The sequence below is a fragment of the Yoonia sp. I 8.24 genome (genome assembly GCF_022096995.1).
GTDB lineage: Bacteria > Pseudomonadota > Alphaproteobacteria > Rhodobacterales > Rhodobacteraceae > Yoonia.
Map to the genome: position 1 here is coordinate 238,080 of NZ_JACXGQ010000001.1, position 22,836 is coordinate 260,915.

At 56.4% G+C, this 22,836-nt stretch carries 25 protein-coding genes and 1 tRNA gene; 13 read left to right on the forward strand and 13 right to left on the reverse strand.

Features of this window, described 5'->3' with window-relative positions; translation table 11 throughout:
• Positions 1-59 precede the first annotated feature (59 nt).
• Both Yoon_RS01215 and Yoon_RS01220 read left to right on the forward strand, forming a co-directional pair.
• Positions 60-136 (forward strand) — tRNA-Pro (locus Yoon_RS01215).
• A gap of 62 nt (positions 137-198) precedes the next feature.
• Positions 199-1,284 (forward strand): 2'-deoxycytidine 5'-triphosphate deaminase, encoded by a 1,086-nt coding sequence (locus tag Yoon_RS01220; RefSeq protein WP_238109423.1) that lies wholly within the window; start codon positions 199-201, stop codon positions 1,282-1,284.
• On the opposite strand, the gene Yoon_RS01225 is transcribed toward Yoon_RS01220, so the two are convergent.
• From Yoon_RS01225 to Yoon_RS01260, 8 genes are all read right to left on the reverse strand, one after another.
• Positions 1,274-1,462 carry a hypothetical protein gene (locus tag Yoon_RS01225; RefSeq protein ID WP_238109425.1) on the reverse strand — a complete coding sequence of 63 codons (189 nt, stop codon included), beginning with the start codon at positions 1,460-1,462 and terminating at the stop codon, positions 1,274-1,276. The two genes, Yoon_RS01220 and Yoon_RS01225, sit on opposite strands and share 11 nt — an antisense overlap.
• A gap of 43 nt (positions 1,463-1,505) precedes the next feature.
• On the reverse strand, positions 1,506-2,150 hold the full coding sequence (gene scpB, locus Yoon_RS01230; protein ID WP_238109427.1) for an SMC-Scp complex subunit ScpB: 645 nt from the start codon (positions 2,148-2,150) through the stop codon (positions 1,506-1,508).
• Entirely contained in the window at positions 2,143-2,940 is a 798-nt protein-coding gene (locus tag Yoon_RS01235) for a ScpA family protein (protein WP_238109429.1), read from the reverse strand. Before Yoon_RS01235 ends, scpB begins: the two co-directional genes overlap by 8 nt.
• A 6-nt stretch (positions 2,941-2,946) precedes the next feature.
• Positions 2,947-3,936, reverse strand: coding sequence for a glycoside hydrolase family 3 N-terminal domain-containing protein (locus Yoon_RS01240; RefSeq protein WP_238109431.1), 990 nt, complete (start codon positions 3,934-3,936; stop codon positions 2,947-2,949).
• Positions 3,937-4,788: an SPOR domain-containing protein gene (locus Yoon_RS01245; RefSeq protein ID WP_238109433.1), complete on the reverse strand. Its 852-nt coding sequence runs from the start codon at positions 4,786-4,788 to the stop codon at positions 3,937-3,939. It lies immediately after the preceding gene.
• 72 nt (positions 4,789-4,860) lie between these two features.
• Positions 4,861-6,600 carry an arginine--tRNA ligase gene (argS, locus tag Yoon_RS01250; protein ID WP_238109435.1) on the reverse strand — a complete coding sequence of 580 codons (1,740 nt, stop codon included), beginning with the start codon at positions 6,598-6,600 and terminating at the stop codon, positions 4,861-4,863.
• An 82-nt stretch (positions 6,601-6,682) separates the two neighbouring features.
• On the reverse strand, positions 6,683-8,506 hold the full coding sequence (locus tag Yoon_RS01255) for a sodium:proton antiporter (RefSeq protein ID WP_238109437.1): 1,824 nt from the start codon (positions 8,504-8,506) through the stop codon (positions 6,683-6,685).
• Positions 8,496-9,668, reverse strand: coding sequence for a deoxyguanosinetriphosphate triphosphohydrolase (locus Yoon_RS01260; protein ID WP_238109971.1), 1,173 nt, complete (start codon positions 9,666-9,668; stop codon positions 8,496-8,498). Before Yoon_RS01260 ends, Yoon_RS01255 begins: the two co-directional genes overlap by 11 nt.
• A gap of 72 nt (positions 9,669-9,740) precedes the next feature.
• Here Yoon_RS01260 and Yoon_RS01265 point away from each other — a divergent pair, with 72 nt between their 5' ends.
• From Yoon_RS01265 to Yoon_RS01275, 3 genes are read left to right on the forward strand one after another with little or no spacing between them, the layout of a single operon-like run.
• Positions 9,741-10,067 (forward strand): iron-sulfur cluster assembly accessory protein, encoded by a 327-nt coding sequence (locus tag Yoon_RS01265; protein ID WP_181820807.1) that lies wholly within the window; start codon positions 9,741-9,743, stop codon positions 10,065-10,067.
• 58 nt (positions 10,068-10,125) lie between these two features.
• On the forward strand, positions 10,126-10,926 hold the full coding sequence (xth, locus tag Yoon_RS01270) for an exodeoxyribonuclease III (RefSeq protein ID WP_238109438.1): 801 nt from the start codon (positions 10,126-10,128) through the stop codon (positions 10,924-10,926).
• 54 nt (positions 10,927-10,980) lie between these two features.
• The gene (locus Yoon_RS01275; protein WP_238109440.1) at positions 10,981-11,310 is read left to right on the forward strand and encodes a hypothetical protein; all 330 of its coding nucleotides are present in this window, start codon (positions 10,981-10,983) and stop codon (positions 11,308-11,310) included.
• Here the strand turns inward: Yoon_RS01275 and Yoon_RS01280 are convergent.
• Entirely contained in the window at positions 11,307-12,455 is a 1,149-nt protein-coding gene (locus tag Yoon_RS01280; RefSeq protein WP_238109442.1) for an FAD-dependent monooxygenase, read from the reverse strand. The genes Yoon_RS01275 and Yoon_RS01280 overlap by 4 nt on opposite strands.
• A gap of 1 nt (position 12,456) precedes the next feature.
• The gene (gene dksA / locus Yoon_RS01285; RefSeq protein ID WP_113776541.1) at positions 12,457-12,879 is read right to left on the reverse strand and encodes an RNA polymerase-binding protein DksA; all 423 of its coding nucleotides are present in this window, start codon (positions 12,877-12,879) and stop codon (positions 12,457-12,459) included.
• A 187-nt stretch (positions 12,880-13,066) separates the two neighbouring features.
• On the opposite strand from dksA, the gene Yoon_RS01290 reads away from it, so the two are divergent.
• The 7 genes from Yoon_RS01290 to Yoon_RS01320 all read left to right on the forward strand — a co-directional run bounded on the left by Yoon_RS01290 (position 13,067) and on the right by Yoon_RS01320 (position 18,491).
• Positions 13,067-13,906: a MoxR family ATPase gene (locus Yoon_RS01290; RefSeq protein WP_238109446.1), complete on the forward strand. Its 840-nt coding sequence runs from the start codon at positions 13,067-13,069 to the stop codon at positions 13,904-13,906.
• A gap of 65 nt (positions 13,907-13,971) precedes the next feature.
• Entirely contained in the window at positions 13,972-14,421 is a 450-nt protein-coding gene (locus Yoon_RS01295) for a GNAT family N-acetyltransferase (RefSeq protein ID WP_238109448.1), read from the forward strand.
• Positions 14,418-15,770, forward strand: a complete 1,353-nt coding sequence (locus Yoon_RS01300) for a DUF2927 domain-containing protein (protein WP_238109450.1) — start codon at positions 14,418-14,420, stop codon at positions 15,768-15,770. The genes Yoon_RS01295 and Yoon_RS01300 overlap by 4 nt, the downstream gene beginning before the upstream one ends.
• A gap of 15 nt (positions 15,771-15,785) precedes the next feature.
• Complete coding sequence (locus Yoon_RS01305) at positions 15,786-15,956, forward strand: hypothetical protein (RefSeq protein ID WP_181820808.1); 171 nt, start codon at positions 15,786-15,788, stop codon at positions 15,954-15,956.
• Between the two features lie 3 nt (positions 15,957-15,959).
• On the forward strand, positions 15,960-17,147 hold the full coding sequence (locus Yoon_RS01310; RefSeq protein ID WP_238109451.1) for a VWA domain-containing protein: 1,188 nt from the start codon (positions 15,960-15,962) through the stop codon (positions 17,145-17,147).
• Positions 17,148-17,771: an MOSC domain-containing protein gene (locus Yoon_RS01315; protein ID WP_238109452.1), complete on the forward strand. Its 624-nt coding sequence runs from the start codon at positions 17,148-17,150 to the stop codon at positions 17,769-17,771.
• 39 nt (positions 17,772-17,810) lie between these two features.
• Positions 17,811-18,491 (forward strand): M48 family metallopeptidase, encoded by a 681-nt coding sequence (locus Yoon_RS01320; protein ID WP_238109453.1) that lies wholly within the window; start codon positions 17,811-17,813, stop codon positions 18,489-18,491.
• On the opposite strand, the gene Yoon_RS01325 is transcribed toward Yoon_RS01320, so the two are convergent.
• Genes Yoon_RS01325 through Yoon_RS01335 form a run of 3 tightly spaced genes read right to left on the reverse strand, consistent with a single transcriptional unit; the run spans position 18,488 to position 20,838 of the window.
• A complete protein-coding gene (locus Yoon_RS01325; protein WP_238109455.1) occupies positions 18,488-19,030 on the reverse strand; it encodes an RSP_2648 family PIN domain-containing protein in 543 nt (180 codons plus the stop codon). The two genes, Yoon_RS01320 and Yoon_RS01325, sit on opposite strands and share 4 nt — an antisense overlap.
• Entirely contained in the window at positions 19,027-20,238 is a 1,212-nt protein-coding gene (locus Yoon_RS01330; protein ID WP_238109456.1) for an RSP_2647 family RNA methyltransferase, read from the reverse strand. The genes Yoon_RS01325 and Yoon_RS01330 overlap by 4 nt, the downstream gene beginning before the upstream one ends.
• A gap of 48 nt (positions 20,239-20,286) precedes the next feature.
• On the reverse strand, positions 20,287-20,838 hold the full coding sequence (locus tag Yoon_RS01335; protein ID WP_238109458.1) for a DUF6778 family protein: 552 nt from the start codon (positions 20,836-20,838) through the stop codon (positions 20,287-20,289).
• A gap of 178 nt (positions 20,839-21,016) precedes the next feature.
• Between Yoon_RS01335 and edd the strand changes: the two genes are divergently transcribed.
• A complete protein-coding gene (gene edd, locus Yoon_RS01340) occupies positions 21,017-22,822 on the forward strand; it encodes a phosphogluconate dehydratase (RefSeq protein ID WP_238109459.1) in 1,806 nt (601 codons plus the stop codon).
• Positions 22,823-22,836: the final 14 nt, after the last annotated feature.

Genomic DNA, 22,836 nt, shown 5'->3' on the forward strand with positions numbered 1-22,836 from the left:
CCATGGCGATGCGTTTCGGGCTTGCCCCCACATACATTTCGGGTATGAAAGCGCCTAGTCGGGCTATAGCGCAGCCTGGTAGCGCGTCCGTCTGGGGGACGGAAGGTCGCAGGTTCGAGTCCTGCTAGCCCGACCAATCATAACCGCCCGCTTGCGTATATCCGCAGCGGGCGTTTTGCGATCCAAATGGGGGCTTTGATGCAAACACCCGGCGTTCTTGCTGATCACCAAATCCGCGCGTTGATTGCGGCTGAACACATCAGTGCCACAGCCCCGATAACCGATGCGCAAATCCAGCCAGCCTCGCTTGATCTGCGGCTCGGATCAACCGCCTATCGGGTCCGTGCATCATTTTTGGCCGGTAGCAACCGCCGTGTCCAAGATCGCTTGGCCGATTTCCAAATGCATGCGATTGACCTCGATGGCGGGGCAGTTCTGGAAAAGGGTTGCGTTTACGTTGTCCCATTGATGGAAAGCCTATCGTTGCCCCAAGGGATGACCGCCGCCGCCAGCGCGAAATCATCCATCGGGCGGCTTGATTTGCTGACCCGCATCATCACAGATCAAGGTGTTGAATTTGACCGCGTGCCCGCAGGGTACACCGGCCCGCTTTATGTTGAAATCTGCCCCCGCTCGTTTTCGGTCGTGGCGCAGCCCGGACAAATGTTGAACCAAATCATTTTTCGGCAAGGCAAGACCATCATGTCCGACGATGATCTGCGCCGACTGCACGCACAAACGCCGATTGTCTCGGGCGACCCAGTGATTTCAGACGGGTTGGGGTTTTCTGTCGATCTACGCCCGGCCAGCGGAAACTTGGTTGGCTACCGCGCCAAACCGCATACAGGTGTTGTTGATCTGTCCAAGCTTGACCACTACGCCCCGGATGAATTTTGGGAACCTGTGCATACAAATGACGGTTGGATCATTCTTGATCCGGGCGCCTTCTATATTCTGGTGAGCCGCGAATCGATCATCATTCCACCGCTCCAAGCCGCCGAAATGGCCCCTTATCTGGCAATGGTTGGCGAATTTCGGGTCCACTATGCGGGTTTCTTTGATCCCGGTTTTGGCTACGCCGAAGCGGGCGGTTCAGGGTCGCGCGGTGTGCTTGAAGTCCGCTGCCACGAAGCGCCGTTTGTGCTTGAGCATGGGCAGGTCGTGGGGCGACTGGTCTATGAACATATGGCGGCGATGCCTGACGCCCTTTATGGGCGCGAGATTAAATCAAACTACCAAGGCCAAGGGCTTAAGCTATCTAAGCATTTCAAATCTAACGCATAAACCGGCGCATGATCCGCATACCCTTGCGGGCCTTTTGCAGGTTTTGTTGTGTAGATTGGGCTGATTGGCGCTCTTGCGGCGTCATATCTTCGGTGTTTTTACCACGGGTAGATGCCATTTTGATGCCGCCATTCATCAGCATCCGCATCCCCATGTTGATCAAACGGTTCATATTCATTGGCGCAGTCCTAATTGTTCCTGCCAACATTACCAGAGAATGATCATTCCTCAAACAGCTCTGTCTGATCATCGTTACCATCCGCATTGTCTTCTTCATCAGGCAAATCAGCCGCGCCCGGCGGCGGACGGTTTTCCAATAGACCTGCGGCGCGCAAGTCTTTGAGACCCGGTAGATCACGTGCGCTTTCCAAGCCAAAGTGATCAAGGAAGGTTGCGGTCACCACAAATGTCACAGGACGGCCCGGGGTCATCCGACGGCGTCCAAACCGTATCCATTCAAGCTCAATCAACTGATCCAGCGTCCCCCGGCTTACGCTGACCCCGCGAATTTCTTCGATATCTGCGCGTGTTACCGGTTGATGATAGGCGATAATGGCCAGAGTTTCGATCGCCGCACGCGATAGCTTGCGGGTCTCAACCGATTCCTTTTGCATCAAAAAACCAAGATCAGGTGCCGTGCGGATCGCCCATGCATTGTCGATCTTCACAAGGTTCACGCCCCGCCCTTCGTAGCGTTTACGCAAATAGGCGATAGCCTCGGCCGGATCGCAGCCATGTGGCATCCGCCCGATCAAATCCTGCACGCTGACCGGATCCGCAGAGGCGAAAAGAATCGCTTCGACCATACGTTCTTGTTCGCCTATGGGCGGGGCTTCGAAAAGGCTGTCGTTTTCTGGTTTAGACATCGCGCGGGGCCTTTTTACGAATTTCAATCGGCGCAAAGCTTTCGCCTTGGCGTAGTTCAATTTTACCTTCTTTCGCCAGCTCCAGACTGGCCGCAAAGGTCGCAGCTGTGGTTGACCGCCGCCGCTGCGGATCAGCATCCCAGCCCTCGGGCAGATAGCTAGAAATATCGGTCCAGTCGCCCGCAAACCCAATCAGATGGCGCATCCTTTCAAGGGCTTGCTCCATCGTCATGACGTGCTGGCGATCCATCACAAAAGGCCGGAAATCATCGCGGGTGCGGATACGCGCATAGCCCTGCATCAGGTCCAACAAGGTCGCGGTATATGTCACACGGCGCACACGCTGCACGTCTTCGGTGATACCCCGCGCGAAAAAATCGCGCCCCAATTGGTCGCGCGCCATCAATTTGGCGGCGGCGCTCCGCATCCCTTGCAAGCGCTCAAGCTGAAACGCCAAATGCGCGGCAAGCTCTTCGCCGGATGGGCCTTCTTCCTTGGGATCAGGAGGCAAGAGCAATCGCGACTTGAGAAACGCAAGCCAAGCCGCCATCACCAGATAATCCGCCGCCAACTCCAAACGCAGTTGCTTCGCCTTTTCAACAAAGGCCAAATATTGCCGCGCAAGCGCCAGAATAGAGATTTGGCGCAAATCCACCTTTTGCGTGCGTGACAGGGTCAGCAAAAGATCAAGCGGGCCTTCAAACGCGCCCACATCAACGATCAGCGCCTCGGCAGCAACCCGGTCGCTGACGCTGATTTTATCGTCGGAAAGGTCGAAATTTTCTTGCATCACTTCTCACGCTAATAGCGTTTCAAGTTCGGCCTCCAATGCCGCGATGTCAACAATTTCGGCGGATTTGCGTTGCAAAAGCGCATTTTGGCCGCGTTTTTGCGCGGCATCGGTCATCACCCCAGAGGATTCGGCGACCATTTGCATCTCATCCGCATCGCCGTTGCAGTGCAAAACAAGATCGCAACCCGCCGCAATTGCGGCCTGCGCCCTGTCGGCGACAGCGCCCGACAGGGCCTCCATCGACAGATCATCCGTCATCAAGAGCCCATCAAAACTGATCTCGGTGCGGATCACATCGATCATCGCGGGCGAAGTTGTCGCGGGCCCATTGGGATCAATCGCAGTAAAGACGATATGTGCGCTCATCCCCATCGGCAGATCGGCAAGCGCTTTGAAAGGGGCAAAATCTTTGGCGTGAAGTGCCGTGCGATCTGCGGTTACCGTGGGCAGGTTCAAATGGCTGTCAACCGCCGCGCGCCCGTGGCCGGGAATATGTTTCAACACGGGCAGCACGCCGCCCGCCAAATGCGCATCAGCGCAGACCCGCGCCGCCGCGACGACAGTGTCCACATCACGCCCATAAAGACGGTTTTGCAAAAAAGGATGCGTCGCGTCTTCGGCAATATCCGCCAAGGGGGCGCAGTTCACGTCAATCCCAACGCTGCGCAGATCATCGGCAATCAGGCGATTCCTGATCCAATGCGCACGCAGCGGGTCGCGCGCACGATCCATTTGATCAAGCGCCGGCAAAAATTCGCGCCAATGCGGGCTGCGCATCCGCTGCACCCGCCCGCCCTCTTGATCGATCAAAATCGGGGCATCACGGCCCACGGCATCACGTAGATCAGCGGTCAGGCGACGCAATTGGGACGGGTTATCGATATTACGCGCAAATACAATGAACCCAAAAGGCTGCACATCACGAAAAAAATCGCGTTCCCAAGCAGTGATTTCCAAACCCTCAGGCCCAAAAATCGTCGCGTTCATCTGCATTTAGTTAACCACAACCGCGATACAATCCGCGCCTTCGGCTTCGAGCGCGGCGCAGAAACGGCGGGCTTCGGCACGGTCTTCGAACCCGCTGGCGCGCAAACGATACCATGTACCACTGGACTGATCAGACACTTGAATGACACGTTCTTTCCCGGTCAGTAGCGTATCAAAGCGCCCTTCGATCAGCGCCCATTGCGTTGCAGCCAGTTCTGGCGAAGGAAACGCGCCAAGCTGCACAAGGTTCGTACCGACAGCAAAGCTGGCTGAGTTCACCGCGACTTCGTTATTTGTTGCAGCGACAGGCGCTGCCCGCAGGCTCGCGGGGCGAATGACAGGGCGTAATGAGCGTGCAACGCCCGGCACATCAGCGGCAATCGTGACGACTTGCGCGACTTCGGGATTTGCGTCTTCGGCGGTTTGGCTGGCAATCGCGAGGATTTCGCCGACAACCGCATCCGCTTCGGCCTGTGTCAAATCCGTCGTCATCGCAAATGCGTCGACTTCTGCAACAGGCTGCGCGTCCAAATCTTCGGGCGCCAGACCCGCCGTCGTTGGTGCAAGCACCAGACGATCCTCTGGTCCGCCAGCTTCTCCGATGGCGGCAACTTCATTCACAGAAAGCCCAGTATGCGTCGCGACAGCCCCACCCGGATTATCGGGCAAGACACGCATTTCGCCTTCCATTGCGCGCACAACGGGAATGCCGCTCACGTCACGCATGATCAGCTTATAACCCCAAAAGCTGACCCCAAGGATCAGCGCAAGAGACAGGCCAGCGCCTGCGAAATTCATGATGGTATTGGTGCGCGATGCGTCACCCGACGGGGCGAACCCTTCGTTGTAAACTGCCATTTCTGCCTCACTGCCCGCGCCTTTTTGGCTTATGGGTCCGTTATTACTCAGCTCGATCCGGCAGTGTGTGCGTTAACGCATCTCTTCTGCCGGGGTGACACCAAGAATACCCAATCCGTGCGAAATAACAATCGCTACGGCCCGAATCAGGGCGATTTTCGCCTGTGTGGCATCTGAATCACTCTCTTGGACAAAGCGCAGGTCAGTTTCGTCGTTGCCGCGGTTATAGAGCGCGTGGAAATCCGACGCCAAATCATAGAGATAGAAGGCGATCCGATGCGGTTCGTGGCTTTTTGCGGCGATCTCAACAAGACGCGGCCATTCGGCCAGCTTTTTGATCACGCCAAGCTCGGCCTCATGCGTGAGGCCCGATAGGTCAATCCCGGCAAGTGTGGCGTCATCCACGGCTGTAAACGCACCCGCCTTTTTCACCGCAGAGTTCACCCGCGCATAAGCGTAGTTCACGTAGAACACGGGGTTGTCTTTGGATTGCTCAAGCACTTTGTCGAAATCAAAATCAAGCGGCGCGTCGTTTTTGCGCGTCAGCATGTGGAACCGGGTGACATCGGGGCCAACCTGTTTGACCACATCGCTAAGCGTCACAAAGGTCCCTGCCCGTTTGGACATTTTGAACGGCTCTCCGTTTTTGTAAAGCTTCACCAGTTGGGTCAGCTTCACATCCAACGGCACCTTACCGTCAGACAATGCAGAAACCGCGGCTTTCATCCGTTTGACATAGCCGCCGTGATCGGCACCAAACACGTCGATCAATTGATCAAAGCCGCGCTGCACCTTGTCATAGTGGTAAGCGATATCGGGTGCGAAATAGGTCCACGCCCCATCCGATTTTTGCACGGGCCGATCCACGTCATCGCCGTGCTCTGTTGATTTAAACAGGGTCTGTTCGCGCGGCTCCCAATCTTCGGGCATCTTGCCTTTAGGTGGTTCAAGCGTGCCGCGATAGATCAGGCCTTTTTCATCCAGCTCTCCAATCGCTTTTTCGATCAACCCCGTGCCATAAAGTGATTTTTCAGAAAAGAACGTGTCCATCGTGACGCCAAGCGAGGCCAGATCAACGCGGATCAGGTCCATCATCGCGTCCGTTGCGAATTCCCGAATTTCGAGCAACCAGACATCTTCGCCCTTGCCGACAAACGCGTCACCTACCTTGGCCTTCAGTGCTTCCCCGACGGGGATCAAATAATCACCGGGATATGTGCCCTCGGGGAATTCAACGTCTTGACCATGCGCTTGCAAATACCGCAGGTACACTGACCGCGCGAGCACATCGACCTGCGCCCCGCCATCATTAACGTAGTATTCTTTGGTCACATCATAGCCCGCGTAATCAAGCAGCCGCGCCAGCGCATCGCCGAACACCGCGCCGCGTGTGTGCCCTACGTGCAGCGGCCCAGTTGGGTTCGCAGAAACATATTCAACCAACATTTTAGCGTTTTGTCCCAACGTGGATTGCCCGAATGTTGGGTCTGTCAACGCGGTTTTAACGACGCCCTGCCAGACACCCGCATCAAGCCGCATGTTCAAGAACCCCGGTCCTGCGACCTCGGCCACTGTGATCATTGGGTCGTTCAGCAGTTTGGCCGCGAGTGCATCTGCAATCGCGCGTGGGTTCATCTTGGCGGGTTTGGCCAAAACCATTGCGGCGTTGGTCGCCATATCCCCATGCGCCGCGTCGCGTGGCGGCTCAACTGACACAGCGGCAGTCGACAGACCTGCGGGCAATGTGCCCTCAACGACCATCTGGTCAAGGCAGGAAATCACACGGGTACGGATATCAGCAAACAGGTTCATAGCAGTCCTTTAGCCCTCAATGGGGATCATCTTATTTGGGCCGGGTTTAGCACCCTAACCGCGCAGGTCAATGCGACCCATCTTAGGTATCCGCTGCAGGCTCATCATCGGGCGGACGTAGTGCGATGATACGCACATCAGGTGCGGGTTTCACTTCTTCATCTTTGCGGATCAGCTTGATCGCACCAGCGGTGTCAATCCGCGCGAAAAGATGCGCCTCCGGGTGCTCTGCACGCCAATTTTCAAGCGTGAACTCTTCGCTCAGCCGCGTCGTGCTGAATACCCAGCCTTGCGCGATCAGCGCTTCCAGCCCATCGTGGGTTTCTTCGGGGCCGAATTTTCGCCCACCCAACGTACGCGGCAGTTGGTGGCGCGCGCTGTCGTTTTTGGTACGCATAACTTGAAACACGGAATCGCGGCCGAATTCAGGTGCCAAGTCTGTCGCGACAAGCGTATTGTAGGCATCATTGTCAGTGGCCGCGACCAACGTGGCATAGCTGATCAGTTCAAGCCGCTGTTCGGCGGCCTCGGACAGGATATCGCCCGAAAACGTTGGGATACCCGCCGCACGTGCGCCGCGCAGATTGCCAAAGTTGGGATCTGTCATCAGCACGGGCACATCAGCGTTTTTAAGCGCCTCAGCAAAGGCCGTTGTCCATTTCGACCCGCCAATCACCACGACCCCCGGGACATCCGCCCCCGTCAGCCCCAGCCAGCGCGCAAAAGGTGCAAGCGTGAACCCGTGCAAGACCACCGTGAATGCCACCAGAACAAACGCCAGCGGCGCAATCAGTGGCGCATCTTCAAAGCCAAGCCCAATCAGCCGATCCCCAAACAAGCCTGCAACAGCGACCAACACCACCCCCCGCGGGCCGGTGAAGGCCACAAGGATTTGTTCTTTGTACGGTACGCCGGACCCCAAAAGAGCGACGAACACTGTCAACGGGCGTGCAACCAAAACGACCAATGCCACAAAGGCAATCGCGCGGAAATCAAGCTGCCGTAACGCAGAGAAATCAAGGCTCGCGGCAAGCAAAATGAACACGCCTGACACCAGCAACACGGTGGCATGTTCTTTAAAGCGACGGAGTTCTTCGTAGCTGGGCAAGTTCGCATTCGCGATCACGATCCCCATGATAGTCACCGCCAATAGCCCGCTTTCGTGCAAAACATGGTCCGAAAGGCCAAAGATGCCCAAAAGCAGCGCAAAGAGCACGGGCACTTTCATGTATTCCGGCACAAGACCGCGTTTGAATGCCCGTGCGAGACCATATCCCGCAACTACACCAAGCACAGTTGCAAAGCCAATCCCGATCACCAAATCCATAATCGCCGCGTTCACAGTGGTGGCCGTGTTCAACACCAGCACGACCTCGAACGCGAGCACCGCCGCCAATGCGCCGATGGGGTCATTTACAATCGCTTCCCATTGCAACAGGGCCGCCGGACGTTTCGACAGCCGTGCCGTACGCAACAAGGGTGCGATCACTGTCGGTCCGGTCACAATCATGATACCGCCGAATACGGCCGCACTTTCCCACGACAGCCCCGCGCCATAGCGAAGCGCCAGTGCTGATGTCAGCCATCCCAACGGCGCGCCGATAAACACCAGCCTGCGCACGCCTTTTGCCGCATCAGACAGTGAATGAAAGTTAAGCGTCAGCCCCCCTTCGAACAGAATAATCGCCACCGCAATCGATATCATCGGGGCCATCAACGGCCCAATATCGCGCGCGGGGTCAAAAACACCGGCAACGGGGCCGATCAAAACCCCCGCGACAAGCATCAAAACAATGGCGGGCATCCGCAAGCGCCATGCCAACCATTGCGACCCAACGCCAAGCGCACCGACAAGCGCAAATGCCATCACGGGCGCCATTGCGCCCACTTCTGATTCAACTGCCATCGATCACCCCCGCTGGAATTTCCTCGCCCCCAATCAACCGCGTATGCTCTTGGATTGCAAAGCGATCCGTCATGCCCGCGATGTAATCTGCCACAATCCGCGCAAGCGCGGCTTGATCCGGCGCATCGGCTACATCTTTGCGCCACTGCTTTGGCAGCTCGTTGGGATTTTGCATGAAAAACGGGAACAGGTCATCAACCATCTTTGTAACCACCACACGCATGTCGACAACGGCGGGCGCGCGGTACATGCGGGTGAATAGAAACTTGCGAATGACTTTTAGATCCGTCCACAGTTCTGGCGAAAACTGTACCATCATGCGGCCTGCGTGGCGAATATCATGGACAGTCGCCGGGTGCAGTTCGGTCAGGTTGCGCTGGCTGACCTTGATCACATCTTCGACCAAGACGCCAAAGAAACGGCGCAGGGCTTCGTGGCGGCGGCGATAATAGTTCAGGCCGGGGTATTTGGCATCCACGCGGGCAAAGCAGTCACGCAGGATCGGCAGTTCTGCCAGATCATCCGTACTGAAAAGTTCCGCACGAAGTCCGTCATGTAAGTCATGGTTATTATAAGCAATATCGTCCGCAAGCGCGGCAACTTGTGCTTCAGCACTCGCATGTGTGTGTAGCTCAAGATCGTGGCGGTCATTGTAAGCCGCCAACGCATAGGGAATATCCCCCGTCACAGGCCCATTGTGCTTGGCGATCCCTTCCAGGGTCTCCCACGTCAGGTTCAGCCCATCCCATTCGGCGTAGTGCCGCTCAAGATCGGTGACGATCCGCAGAGCCTGCGCGTTGTGGTCAAACCCGCCGTAGGGCTGCATCAGCGCATCAAGCGCCTCTTCACCAGTGTGGCCAAAGGGCGTGTGACCCAGATCATGCGCAAGCGCGATGGCTTCTGTCAGTTCAACATTCAGCCCCAACGTCCCCGCAATCGTCCGGGCAACTTGGGCGACCTCAATCGAATGGGTCAGACGCGTGCGAAAATAATCCCCTTCATGTTCAATAAACACTTGGGTCTTATGTTTGAGCCTGCGAAACGCCGACGCATGGATAATCCGGTCGCGATCGCGTTGAAAAGGTGAGCGAAAATAGCTTTCCTCTTCGGAATAAAGCCGCCCGCGCGGGTTTTGCGGGTCGGTTGCATAAGGGGCTGCCATTGATTTGCCTGTCTTGTCCGTCTTGCCTGACATCCCTATATTGCAATTGAACACAAACGCATAGGTCGCAAAATGCTGACAATCCCCCCCAAAGTAACGCCCCGCGCGTTTGAACGGCTGGCCGAAATTGGCGCCGCGGCCCAAGGTAAGGCCCTGCGCATCGCGGTGGAAGGCGGCGGATGTTCCGGTTTTCAGTATGAAATCGACCTTGATGACGTCAAGGACGACGATCTGGCCCTGTCCGACCAAGGTGAAACCGTGGTGATTGATGCCGTCTCCCTGCCCTTTTTGGCCGATGCGACGATTGATTTTTCCGAAGAGCTGATTGGCGCGCGCTTTGTGATTAACAATCCCAATGCGGCCTCATCTTGTGGCTGCGGTACGTCATTTTCGATGTAACCTGCCCTTGTGCATCGCTGGCCTGTCCGTCAAAACTGACCCAAACGAGGGATTGGCCATGAAAATCGCGACATTCAATATTAACGGCATTAAGGCGCGGATGAACGCGCTGTCAGACTGGCTTGACGATACCAATCCGGACGTCGCGATTTTGCAAGAAATCAAATCCCAAGACGAAGGGTTTCCGCGCGAAGCCCTTGAAGACAAAGGCTATAACGTCGAAACGCATGGGCAAAAGGGGTTTAACGGCGTCGCGATCCTGTCAAAGCTGCCGCTTGAAGATGTAACACGCGGCCTGCCCGGTGCAGCGGGCGCCGGGCGCGAAGGCATCGACGACGAAGAGGCGCGCTATATCGAAGCGACTGTCGTAAGTGATGTCGCGATCCGCATTTGCGGTCTGTACCTGCCCAATGGCAACCCAGCCCCCGGCCCCAAATACGATTACAAACTACGTTGGATGGACCGGCTGCACGCGCGTGCGCAAGAATTGCTCGCGGATGAAATGCCCGCGCTGATGGCCGGGGACTACAACATCATCCCACAACCCGAAGATGCAGCGCGTCCAGAACTTTGGACCGATGACGCGCTGTTTCGTCCCGAAAGCCGCGCCGCATTTCGCGCGATCGTAAACCTCGGCTTCACCGAAGCCTTTCGGTCCTGTGAGACAGGCGCGGGCCATTATTCATTCTGGGATTATCAAGCAGGCGCGTGGGAAAAAAACAACGGAATCCGCATTGATCATTTCCTTTTGACCCCACAATGCGCAGATTTGTTGAATAATTGCTGGATCGAATCTGCTGTGCGGGGGCGCGAACGCCCATCGGATCATGTGCCCGTCTGGGTTGACCTCGCAGCTTAAGGTCCTAGATTCAGGTCGTATCTAATTATTTTCTTTTGTAGGGAGCATCGGAACATGCTCGGAAAAATCACATTGATGGTCACTATTATGACCGCTCTGAGCCCTTCGGTCGCTGCCGCGCAATGCGCGATGGCGTCAACAGGGGCTGGCTGTGTGTCGGTACCAGAATCCTCTACCGCCCCGCGCCCAAACCCGGTCGAAATTGGCAGCTATCTTACGCGTGGCGAACATTCGATCATGATGAATGCCGGGTACTTCGGCTTTCCCCCAGTGCGCGACGGCTGGGTCTATATTCGCATCGAAGATGACGTCTACCGCGTTGATTTCAGTAGCTTTGAAGTGCTTGAACAGGTCACTTACCAAGCGAATTACTATTTCCGCTAGGCGCTGACGTCAAAATCATAAAGCCATGACAAGCGGTTGAGAAACGCCTTGGGTGCCACCGCACCCATTGCGCGCAGGCCGCCATGCGCGACCTTACGTTTGACACCCGCGTAGTGGTAATTGCGCGCATTGGCGTTAGCCACCTTAATCGCACGGATCACCCGGTCACGACGGGCTTGCTGGTAAATGCGCAAACCTGTGTTCAATGTCTCATGCGCGTTGCAAGATTGCGCCAAGACATATGCGTCTTCGATCGCAAGATTCGCACCCTGCGCCAAAAACGGCAGCGTCGGGTGCGCGGCATCGCCCAAAATCGCCAGCGTCCCCATCTGCCACCGCTGCGCCACCGGGTGCCGGAACAATCCCCACAAGTTGACCTTTTCAACATCGGCAAGAATGGATTTCAGGCTCCAATGGCAGTCGGCAAAGACATGACGCAAATTGCCGGGATCATCAGGATGGTTCCAGCCTTCATCCGCCCATTGGCTGCGCTGCTGCACGGCGACGATATTCAACCGCCCACCCGACAGCGGATAGGTCACAACATGGCGGCCCGGTGCCATCCAAATACGCGCAACCGGATCGGCATCCGTCGTTTTTACCAATGCTCGCCAGGCGACTTGGCCAGTGAAAAACGGCGTTGTGGGTTTATTGATCACGCTGCGGACTGTCGAATGCAGCCCATCGGCACCGATGGTCAGATCAGGGCGCAGCCGTTTACCAGCCGCCAGAAACGATCCGTCAACCTGCACATCTGCGATCTTGGCGTTTAGCTGCACGGTCACGCCCGCAGCCGCGCAGGCGCGCGCAAGCAGGTCGATCAAGGCCGCGCGATGAAAGAAGCGGTAGGCTGGCGATTGTGATGAGAGATCAAACCGGGTGATTTCGTGTCCGGTGACAGCATCCGTTGGGATGACGGCGGCGGCACGCACCCCTGTCACACTCAGCGCCTTTTCAAGACCAAGCGCATAAAGCGCGCGCATACCGTTTGGGGTAATCTGTAGCCCGGCGCCGACCTCAGTCAAGGCAGGGGCTTTTTCATAGACGGTGACAGCGGCACCTTGCTGTGCGAACGCAAGGGCTGTGGTCAGCCCCCCGATCCCGCCGCCAATAACGGCGACGTTGCGATTTGCGTTGCTCTGCATCTTAGTCGTCGCGGTGCACCTTTTCGCGGCGCTCGTGGCGCTCTTGTGCCTCAAGGCTCATGGTGGCGATGGGGCGTGCGTCCAACCGTTTGAGAGAAATCGCCTCTCCGGTCATTTCGCAATAGCCATATTCACCTTCGTCGATGCGGCGCAGGGCTGCGTCGATCTTGGTCACAAGCTTGCGCTGGCGGTCGCGTGTGCGCAGTTCAAGTGAACGATCTGTTTCCTCGGACGCGCGGTCCGCGACATCAGGAATATTACGGGTCTGGTCTTTCATCCCGGCCACTGTGTCGCGGGTATCTTCGACCAGTTCAGCCTTCCAGTTCAAAAGCTTGCGGCGGAAATATTCCGTCTGGCGTTCGTTCATGAACGGCTCGTTATCGGCGGGGGTATAGTCTTCTGGCAGAAACGTTTCGGCTTTCATCGTCATACCTTATTAATTCTCCGGCGCGGCCAATGTGGAATGCAAATGCAACAAGTCCATGACCTTAATTACGCCGGGGTTTACTCCTTCAATTGGCAACTGTCACCCCCTGATTTTAACGATTATGTGTTGTTGATGATCGCGACTGACCTGTTAGATTGCCCGCACAATAATTGGATTTACCCAGATGAAGTTTACAGGCACCGACACTTACGTTGCGACAACCGACCTGCGGGTCGCAGTGAACGCGGCGATGACATTGCAGCGCCCGTTGCTCGTTAAGGGCGAGCCGGGCACGGGCAAAACAGAATTGGCACGCCAGGTCAGCACAGCCCTAAATATGCCCATGATTGAGTGGAACATAAAATCTACAACCAAAGCACAGCAAGGTCTGTATGAATATGATGCCGTAAGCCGGTTGCGTGACAGCCAATTGGGCGATGCCAAAGTGAATGATGTCGGCAATTACATCAAAAAGGGCAAACTCTGGCAGGCATTTACCGCCCCGGAACAATCCGTGCTGCTCATCGACGAAATCGACAAGGCCGATATCGAATTCCCAAACGATCTGTTGCAGGAATTGGATCGGATGGAATTCCACGTCTATGAGACAGGCGAAACGATACGCGCCAACCACCGCCCCCTGATCATCATCACATCAAATAACGAAAAAGAATTGCCCGACGCGTTTTTGCGCCGTTGTTTTTTCCATTACATTCAATTCCCTGACATTGATACGCTACGCAGAATTGTCGCGGTGCATTTCCCAGATATCAAAGACACGCTTCTGAGCACCGCGCTCACGCAGTTTTATGAAATCCGCGATACGGCCGGGTTGAAGAAGAAACCATCAACCTCCGAGGTTTTGGATTGGCTCAAACTGCTGCTGGCCGAAGACCTGACACCCGATGAATTGAAACGAGATGGGGCGAATGCATTGCCGAAACTGCACGGTGCGCTGCTGAAGAACGAGCAAGACGTCCACCTGTTTGAACGGCTCGCCTTTATGGCGCGTTCAGGCCGCTAACGGCAATTTGACTGGAACCCACGCGAAACCAGTTTATTGTCGCCGCAATGAAGGGGCAAAAAGACATGACACAGACGATAATTCGGCCCCTACGCGAAGCGGATAAGTCCGCTTGGGCCGCGCTTTGGTCAGATTATCTGACGTTCTATAAAACATCTTTACCATCAGAAGTTTACGATGCGACATTCGCGCGATTGATTGGCGATGATCCGCAGGATTTCAGCGGATTCTTGGCTGTACAGAATGACACGCCCGTTGGGCTTGTCCATTTTCTATTTCATCGCCATTGCTGGCGGATCGAAAACGCCTGCTATCTTCAGGATCTCTTCGCAGCACCCGCTGTGCGCGGCACTGGTGTGGGCCGCCAGCTGATCGAAGCCGTCTATGCCGCCGCCGATGCGCAGAGCGCGCCAAACGTTTATTGGCTGACACAAGAAGACAACCAGACGGGTCGCCAGCTTTATGATCGCGTCGGGACATTAACCAACTTCATCAAATATCAGCGGCCCGCATGAAACGGCTCGCGGCCTTTGCTTTTGCTTGTTTGACGGCCTGCGCGCCAGCGCCCGACGCCACGCAAGCCCCCCAACCCACCCTTTTGGTGTTTCCGCAGATGCGCAGCTTTGGCGTTGCGACACCGACCGCGCCGCAACGCCCCAATTCCGAAATCGCCGGGGATTTTCTTGACCTCGCGTTTCAAATGGAAACCGGGCAAGCGCTACCCGTTTTAACCCGTTTCAAAGAGACAATTACCGTGCGCACGGCTGGTAATTTCCCGAGCTATATGGACCGCGATCTTGATCAGCTATTGGTCCGTCTTCGCAATGAGGCGCGGATCGACATTTCGCGCAGCAATGCGGCAAATGCGAGCATTGTGATCGAAATCATCTCTCCTGCGCAGATGCGGCGCGCGGCACCAAACGCAGCCTGTTTTGTGGTGCCTCGGGTACAAAGCTGGGCTGAATTGCAACGCTCGCGGCGCAATGGCGCGCTGGATTGGACGACGCTGACACAGCGTGAACACGCCGCGATTTTCATCCCCGCCGGCATCCCCCCACAAGAAGCCCGCGACTGTATGCACGAAGAATTGGCGCAAGCACTCGGGCCGCTCAACGATCTCTATCGCCTGCCCGATTCCGTTTATAATGATGACAATATCCATGCTGTGCTGACAGGTTTTGACATGTTGATCTTGCGCGCTTTTTACGATGATCAGTTGCAAAACGGCATGACCCGTGCCCAAGCCGCAAGCCGCATTCCCGGCATTTTGGCACGGATCAATCCCGCCGGGCAACGCGGCGGCGGATCCGTTGAACCAGCCACGCCACGGTCTTGGAAATCGGCGATGGAAACCGCGCTTGGCGGGCAAGGCAGCTTGTCGTCGCGACGCGCTGCGGCCGCACGCGCCATCGATATAGGCGGACAGGTAGGTTGGTCTGGGGCGCGCGAAGGCTTTGCGTATTACGCCTATGGGCGCCTGCAAATCAGCAATGACGCGTCCCAAGCGCTTTATGCGTTTAACGCCGCAAACCAAGCCTATTCACAAAATCGCATCATGGATATTCACGCGGCCCATGTCGCCGTGCAGCTTGCCGCTGCGACGCTGATTGCGCGTGACCCACAAACGACAATCCGGATCGTTGATCAGGCTATCCCCGCTGCTCAGCGGCACGAAAACGCGGCACTTTTGGCCCAGCTCATGATGTTCAAAGCAGAGGCGCTTGATCTGCAAGGCAACACTGAGGCCGGCGCCGCGCTACGGCTGGACAGTCTCGCATGGGGGCGTTACGGGTTTGGCAGCCGGGATGAGGTCATCGACCGGCTCAATGAAATCGCGTCGCTTACGCGTGACAATCCAAGCTAACTAAGGGTTAGAGGCATGATTTTTCCGCTTTTTGGGCTATTGTTTGGGGCCATTGTAGGGGGCGTACGCGCAAAATTGCGCGGCGGGTCCGGCAAGGATATTGCGCAATGGGCCATCGCATTTGCGATCATCTTTGGGCTGATCGGCCTGTTCACCCTCATTTTCATTGAACGCAGCCTGACCTAGCCCATGTTCCTGCCCTTCTTTGACAATTTGCGCAAACACGCGGTCCCGGTATCGCTGCGCGAATTCTTGGCCTTTCTCGAAGGGATGGAAGCGGGTCTGGCGACCTATGACATCGATGCGTTTTACTATCTTGCGCGCACGATCATGGTCAAAGATGAACGCAATCTTGATAAATTCGACCGCGCCTTTGCCGCGACGTTTCAAGGGCTTGACGCGATCCCGCCAGAGGCGGTGATGAAGGCCGTCGATATTCCCGCTGATTGGCTTGAAAAGCTGGCAGAAAAGCACCTAAGCGCCGCAGAAAAAGCGGAAATCGACGCGTTGGGTGGCTTTGAAAAGCTGATGGAGACGCTCAAGAAACGGCTCGAAGAACAAAAGGGCCGGCATCAGGGCGGCAATAAATGGGTGGGCACTGCGGGGACTTCACCCTTTGGCGCTTATGGTTACAACCCCGAAGGTGTGCGCATCGGCCAAGCCGAGAGCCGCCACCAACGCGCGACCAAAGTTTGGGATAAACGCGAATTTCGCAACCTTGATGACAGCGTCGAACTGGGCACGCGCAACATTAAGGTCGCGCTCAAACGCCTGCGCCGTTGGGCTCGCGACGGCGCACATGACGAATTGGACCTGTCGGGAACCATCCGCGCCACCGCTGAAAACGGTTATCTTGATGTGCAAACCCGGCCAGAGCGGCGCAACGCTGTCAAAGTCCTGCTTTTTCTTGATATTGGTGGGTCAATGGACCCGCATATCAAGCTCGTCGAGGAACTGTTCAGTGCGGCGAAATCCGAATTCAAGCATTTTGAACACTTCTATTTCCACAATTGCCTGTACGAAGGCGTCTGGCGTGACAATGCGCGTCGTTGGGATGCACAAACACCGACTTGGAATGTGCTGCGCACCTATGGATCTGACTACAAATGCATTTTTGTGGGCGATGCCAGCATGTCACCCTATGAAATCGCCTATAAGGGCGGCGCAAATGAACATTGGAACCCCGAAAGCGGAGAAACCTGGCTGACGCGCGCGCGCGAACAATGGCCGCAACATCTGTGGATCAATCCCACGGATGAACGCTATTGGGGCTACACCCATTCGATCCAAATGATCCAAGACATTTTTGGCGCTGACCGCATGGTGCCGATGACCTTGGCTGGGATTGAATCTGGCATGAAATCACTGGGCCGCTGAATGGAATTGCTGAGCATCCAAATCGGCAAGGCCGAACCAACACCCGCGAAATCGGGCCTAACAGGGCATTTCAAAAAACCTGTGCCACAGGCGGCGGTCAGCGATCTGGGTCTTGCCGGTGACGTGATCTGTGACACCAAACATCACGGTGGCGTAGATCAAGCCGTCTACATTTTTGGCGAAGAAGACAGGCTTTGGTGGGAGGTCAAATTGGGTCGCCCCACCCCACCCGGTTTCTTTGGTGAAAACCTTTTGATATCTGGCCTTTGCAGTACAGATTTGGTGATTGGCGATATCTTTGTGATTGGTGATGTGCTGTTGCAAATTACGTCACCGCGTATCCCTTGTGCCACCTATGCGGCCCATATCGGCAGCGGCAAAGCCGTCAAAGAGTTCTATGAAGCCGCGCGCCCCGGCGCCTATGCGCGGGTATTGCGCAGCGGCACGATCACGGCAGGCATGAAGGTGCATCATCGACCGTTTGAAGGGCCACAGGTGACAATCAGCGACAATATGCGCGCCTACGTTTCCGGGTTCTCTGACGATTTTCTGCGCAAGGCGCTTCAAGTCCCAGCGCATTACAAATTGCACGATGAGGCCAAACAGCGGCTCAACCTCGCATGATCACCTTGCGCTGCATGGTTTCAGAACCATATTAACGCTATGATCAAACTCGCTCCCATTCTTATGGCCGTACTTTATGGCCTCGTGATGTACCGGTTTTCTGTCTGGCGGACTGCGCGTGAATTGGACGCGAAATCAACCGAATTGGTTGACCCAAACCTAAACCAAATGATGCACCGAATGGCCAAGGCATTGGATATCGACCGCATTCGCGTGCATATCTATGAAATCGCGCCAGTGAACGGTCTTGCGGTGGCCGATGGGCGGATTTTTATCACCCGCGGGTTTTACGAAAAATATCTCGAAGGCAAGGTCAGCGCTGATGAGATGGCATCAGTGATCGCACATGAATTGGGGCATGTTGCCTTGGGTCACGCAAAACGCAGGATGATCGATTTCTCGGGTCAAAACGCGATGCGCACGGCGCTTGCCATGGTGCTAAACCGGTTTATCCCTGTGGTCGGCCCTTGGCTTGCAGGGATGGCGATGCGCCTCGTGGCCGCAGGAATATCGCGCAAGGATGAGTTTGAAGCGGACGCCTATGCCTCTGCCCTTTTAACCAAGGCCGGGATAGGGACTGCGCCGCAAAAGACACTGTTCAAAAAGCTGGAAACGCTGACAGGCGCGCGCGGCGCAAGCACCCCTGCGTGGTTGCTCAGCCATCCCAAGACCGCGCAACGTATTGCCGCGATTGAGGCCAATGAAGCCAAATGGCGCTAGGCGATCAGCGCTTTACCGAACCTTGGCAGGCGTGCTTTTTTCATTAGCGCGCGCATGTCCCACGGGCGGTCCGACAGGCGGTTCGCCTCGGCCAATACCCGGTCGGCAACCGGGCGCACGGCATCTGGGGACTGTGCGAAAAATTGGCACAAGAATCCGTCTGGATCGCGTCGTATCAGCCCCTCTTCGCCCAAAATATTGCCGGGGAAGTCTTTGGCGTTGACTGTTAGCACCGCATCACATGATCCGATCACAGCCGCCGTCAGCACATGAATATCACCCGGATCAGGCAACCAAAACTGCGCCTCGCGGGCTGGATCATAGCTGACACAGGCCTTGGGAAACTGCGCGCCAAGTGCGGCGATTTCGCCGCGCGCATAAACTTCGGCCTCTGGCCCCAGTTTACGGGTCGCGCGCGCCCACTCTTCTAAAATACGCGGGCTCCAGCGGGGTTCAAACAATCCGGCCTGCGCACAGCCAAGCACGACCTCGCGCATGACTGTTGGGTAAAGCACGCAGGCGTCGATCATCACCCTCATAGGCGGAAAACGATAACCTTGAGATATCCGCTTTCAGCCAAATGCGGCATTTGCGGATGATCTGGCCCGGCAAAGCCGGTGTAGATGATCTGCCCACGCCGTCCTGCCCGGCCAATGCCCCGCGCAGATGCGTTACGGAATTTGGTGATATCTGCGGCGTGCGAACATGAGCAAAGCACAAGGTATCCGCCTTCGGTCACCAAAGGTGCGGCCAAACGTGCGACCCGTTCATAAGCGCGCAAGCCCGCTTCGGCTGCGTTACGTGTGGGTGCAAAGGCGGGCGGATCACAGACGACAACGTCAAAACGCGCGTCTTCCTCGGCCAAGGTGGCCAGCACATCGAATGCATCGCCCTTGCGGGTTTCGAACCGATCCGTGGCCCCCATCGCCGCTGCCCCTTGGGCCGCCAATTCGAGCGCTGGCGCAGAGCCATCAACGGCAAGCGCGGATTGCGCGCCCCCTGCCAATGCCGCCAGACCAAAGCCGCCAACATGCGAAAACACGTCTAGAACACGGGCATCTTTGGCCAAGCCTGCGGCGAATGCGTGGTTGGGACGCTGGTCAAAGAACAGGCCTGTTTTCTGCCCCCCCATGACATCCGCCATATAGGTCGCGCCATTCATGGGTACAGGGATCGGCCCGGTTGGCGCCTCACCCACGATGACTTCGGTCTTTTCTTCCAGCCCTTCGAGCGTGCGCGCCCGTCCGGTGCCGTTCATAATCACGGTGGTGACGCCCGTAACATCTTGCAATGCAGCAACTAGCGGGGTGATCAATGCATCGGCCCAAGCCGCATTGGGCTGAACAACCGCAGTGTCACCAAAACGGTCAATCACAACGCCGGGAAGCCCATCAGCCTCTGCATGCACAAGCCGGTAGAAAGGTGCGTCATAAAGACGATCGCGGTGTGCCAGCGCACGGGTTAACCGCGCATTGAACCAAGCCTGATCAATCACCGCATCTGGGTTTTGATCAAGCATCCGGCAGATGATTTTTGACGCGGGCGTCACAGCGACAACGCCCATCGGCGTGCGGCTGGCATCCTCAAGCTGGGCAATTGTGCCAGGGGTCAGGTTACGGGTGCGTCGGTCGGTCACCAATTCATTGGCATAGACCCAAGGGTAGCCGTGGCGAATTGCACGGGCTTCAGCCTTGGGGATTAGGCGGACGACAGGCATAGTGGCGGGGGCGGTATCAGATGTATTCATATCTGACCTCCTACCCCTATTCACCACCCTTTGGAAAGGTGCCGCGTTTTAGATCAGTTCATTCCGCAGTGTAGCGGTCAAGAAATCCACCACCTCAACCTTTTCAGTGCGGCCTGCCCGTTCAAGCGCTTGTGCTTGGCTACCTCCGGGGGCTTTCAGGTTTGCCTCAATCCGGCGCGCGGGTTCAATCACGGCACCCGTGCGGGCGTCGCGCACTGTCATCATAAAGACAATGTTATAGACACCACCGACAGAGCCGCGGGTTTTTTCGGTCACGCCATGAAAGCGGATCAACTGAATATCCAAGGTGACAGGCACGTCGCCACGGATTACCGAAGCATTGCGCGCAGCAGCCGTTTCGAACATCGCGCCGATCTGCGCGACACGTGGGCCGGGCCGATCACCGCGCCAGACGATATCCGCTTGCGGATAATATCCGTTGTCTTCAGACACCACGAGCCCCGGCGTAGCGACAAAATTTAACGATTGCAGCGTATAGGACCGATCCATCACAGGGCGTGGGTCCGAGCCCGGCCCTGCACAGGCGGCCATCACCGCAATCAGCATCATCATTGCCAGTAACCGTTTCATCACGATCATATCTCTAACCCGTTTGTTCTGTTTAGAATTCTTGTCGCGCCATAGCATAGGCACCGTGCTGTGATAAGCGATTACGCGAGACAGGCTAACAATAAGACAACTAAATCCGCAGCGACTCACTTGTTAGCGCTAACACTTTATGATAGATTGCTCGCAAATACATCCCATGAGGAAGCCAATGCCACTTCATCCCACCATTCTTGCCGTGACGGACCGGATTCGTGCACGTTCCGAAGAGACGCGTCAAACCTATCTTGAAAATATGGCCAATGCCGCATCCGAGGGACCACGCCGCGCGCATATGGCCTGCGGCAACCTTGCGCATGCCTATGCCGCGATGGGCGAAGACAAGGATACTCTGGCCGCCGGGCGCGCGCCGAATATTGGTATCATTTCCGCCTATAACGATATGCTTTCCGCGCATCAGCCATTTGAACAATACCCCAACCTGATCCGCGCCGCCGCGCGGGCGGCTGGTGGGACTGCGCAAGTTGCCGGCGGTGTGCCAGCCATGTGTGACGGCGTCACCCAAGGGCAAACAGGGATGGAGCTCTCGCTATTTTCGCGTGATGTCATCGCCTTAGCTGCTGGGGTGGGCCTGTCGCATAACGTGTTTGACGCGGCGATTTATCTTGGGGTTTGCGACAAAATCATTCCCGGCCTTGTGATGGCTGCCGCGACATTTGGCTATATTCCTAGCGTGTTTTTGCCTGCCGGACCGATGACGTCGGGCCTACCAAATGATGAAAAAGCCAAAGTGCGTCAGCAATTTGCGCTTGGTGAAATTGGCCGCGATGAGTTGATGAAATCAGAAATGGCATCCTATCACGGGCCGGGCACCTGTACGTTTTACGGCACGGCCAACACCAACCAAATGTTGATGGAATTCATGGGGCTACACCTGCCCGGCGCGTCATTTGTAAACCCAAACACACCGATGCGCGATGCGCTCACAACGGCTGGCACCGAACGCGCACTCGAAATCACTGCGCTTGGCAATCAGTTCACGCCAACCTGCGATGTGCTGGATGAAAAGGCATTCGTAAACGGGCTTGTCGGGCTGATGGCCACGGGCGGATCAACCAACCTCGTGCTGCACCTGCCCGCGATGGCACGGGCCGCTGGGATTATTCTTGATCTACAAGACTTTAGCGATCTGTCGGACGTGACCCCACTGATGGCGAAAGTCTATCCAAACGGGCTGGCCGATGTGAACCACTTCCATGCAGCGGGTGGGCTTGGGTTCATGATCGGCGAATTGTTGAACGCGGGGCTTTTGCATGATGACGTGAAAACCGTCGCAGGCGACGGGCTGCATCTTTATACGCAAGAACCCAAACTGACGGACGGGCGGATCAGCTATGTTCCGGGCGCGGGCAAATCGCAAAACGAAAAGATCTTGCGCCCTGCAAGCGATCCATTCCAGCCCGAAGGCGGGCTTAAACAGCTTCAAGGCAACCTTGGGCGCGGCGTGATCAAAGCCTCTGCCGTCGCCAAAGAACGCCATGTCGTCGAGGCCCCAGCACGTATCTTCCACACCCAAGACGCGGTCAAAGACGCCTTTAAAGCAGGCGAGCTGACAAGCGACACGATTATTGTAGTACGTTTCCAAGGGCCTAAATCTAACGGGATGCCAGAGCTGCACGGGCTGACCCCAACGCTGGCGATCTTGCAAGACCGCGGGCTTAAGGTGGCGCTGGTCACAGATGGGCGCATGTCGGGCGCGTCTGGCAAAGTCCCATCAGCGATCCACCTGAGCCCCGAGGCAGCTGACAATGGTCCGATCAGCCTGATCCAAGATGGCGATATTGTGCGTTTGGACGCGACCAAAGGAACCATCGATGTGTTGGATGTTGATCTGAGCACCCGCACGCCGGCTGTCGCGGACTTGACAGGCAATGGCAACGGCGTCGGCCGCGAATTGTTCGAGGTTTTCCGGCGCAATGTTGGCCTGTCCTCTGATGGCGCGGCGGTGGTTGTCTAACCGTTACGTTTTCC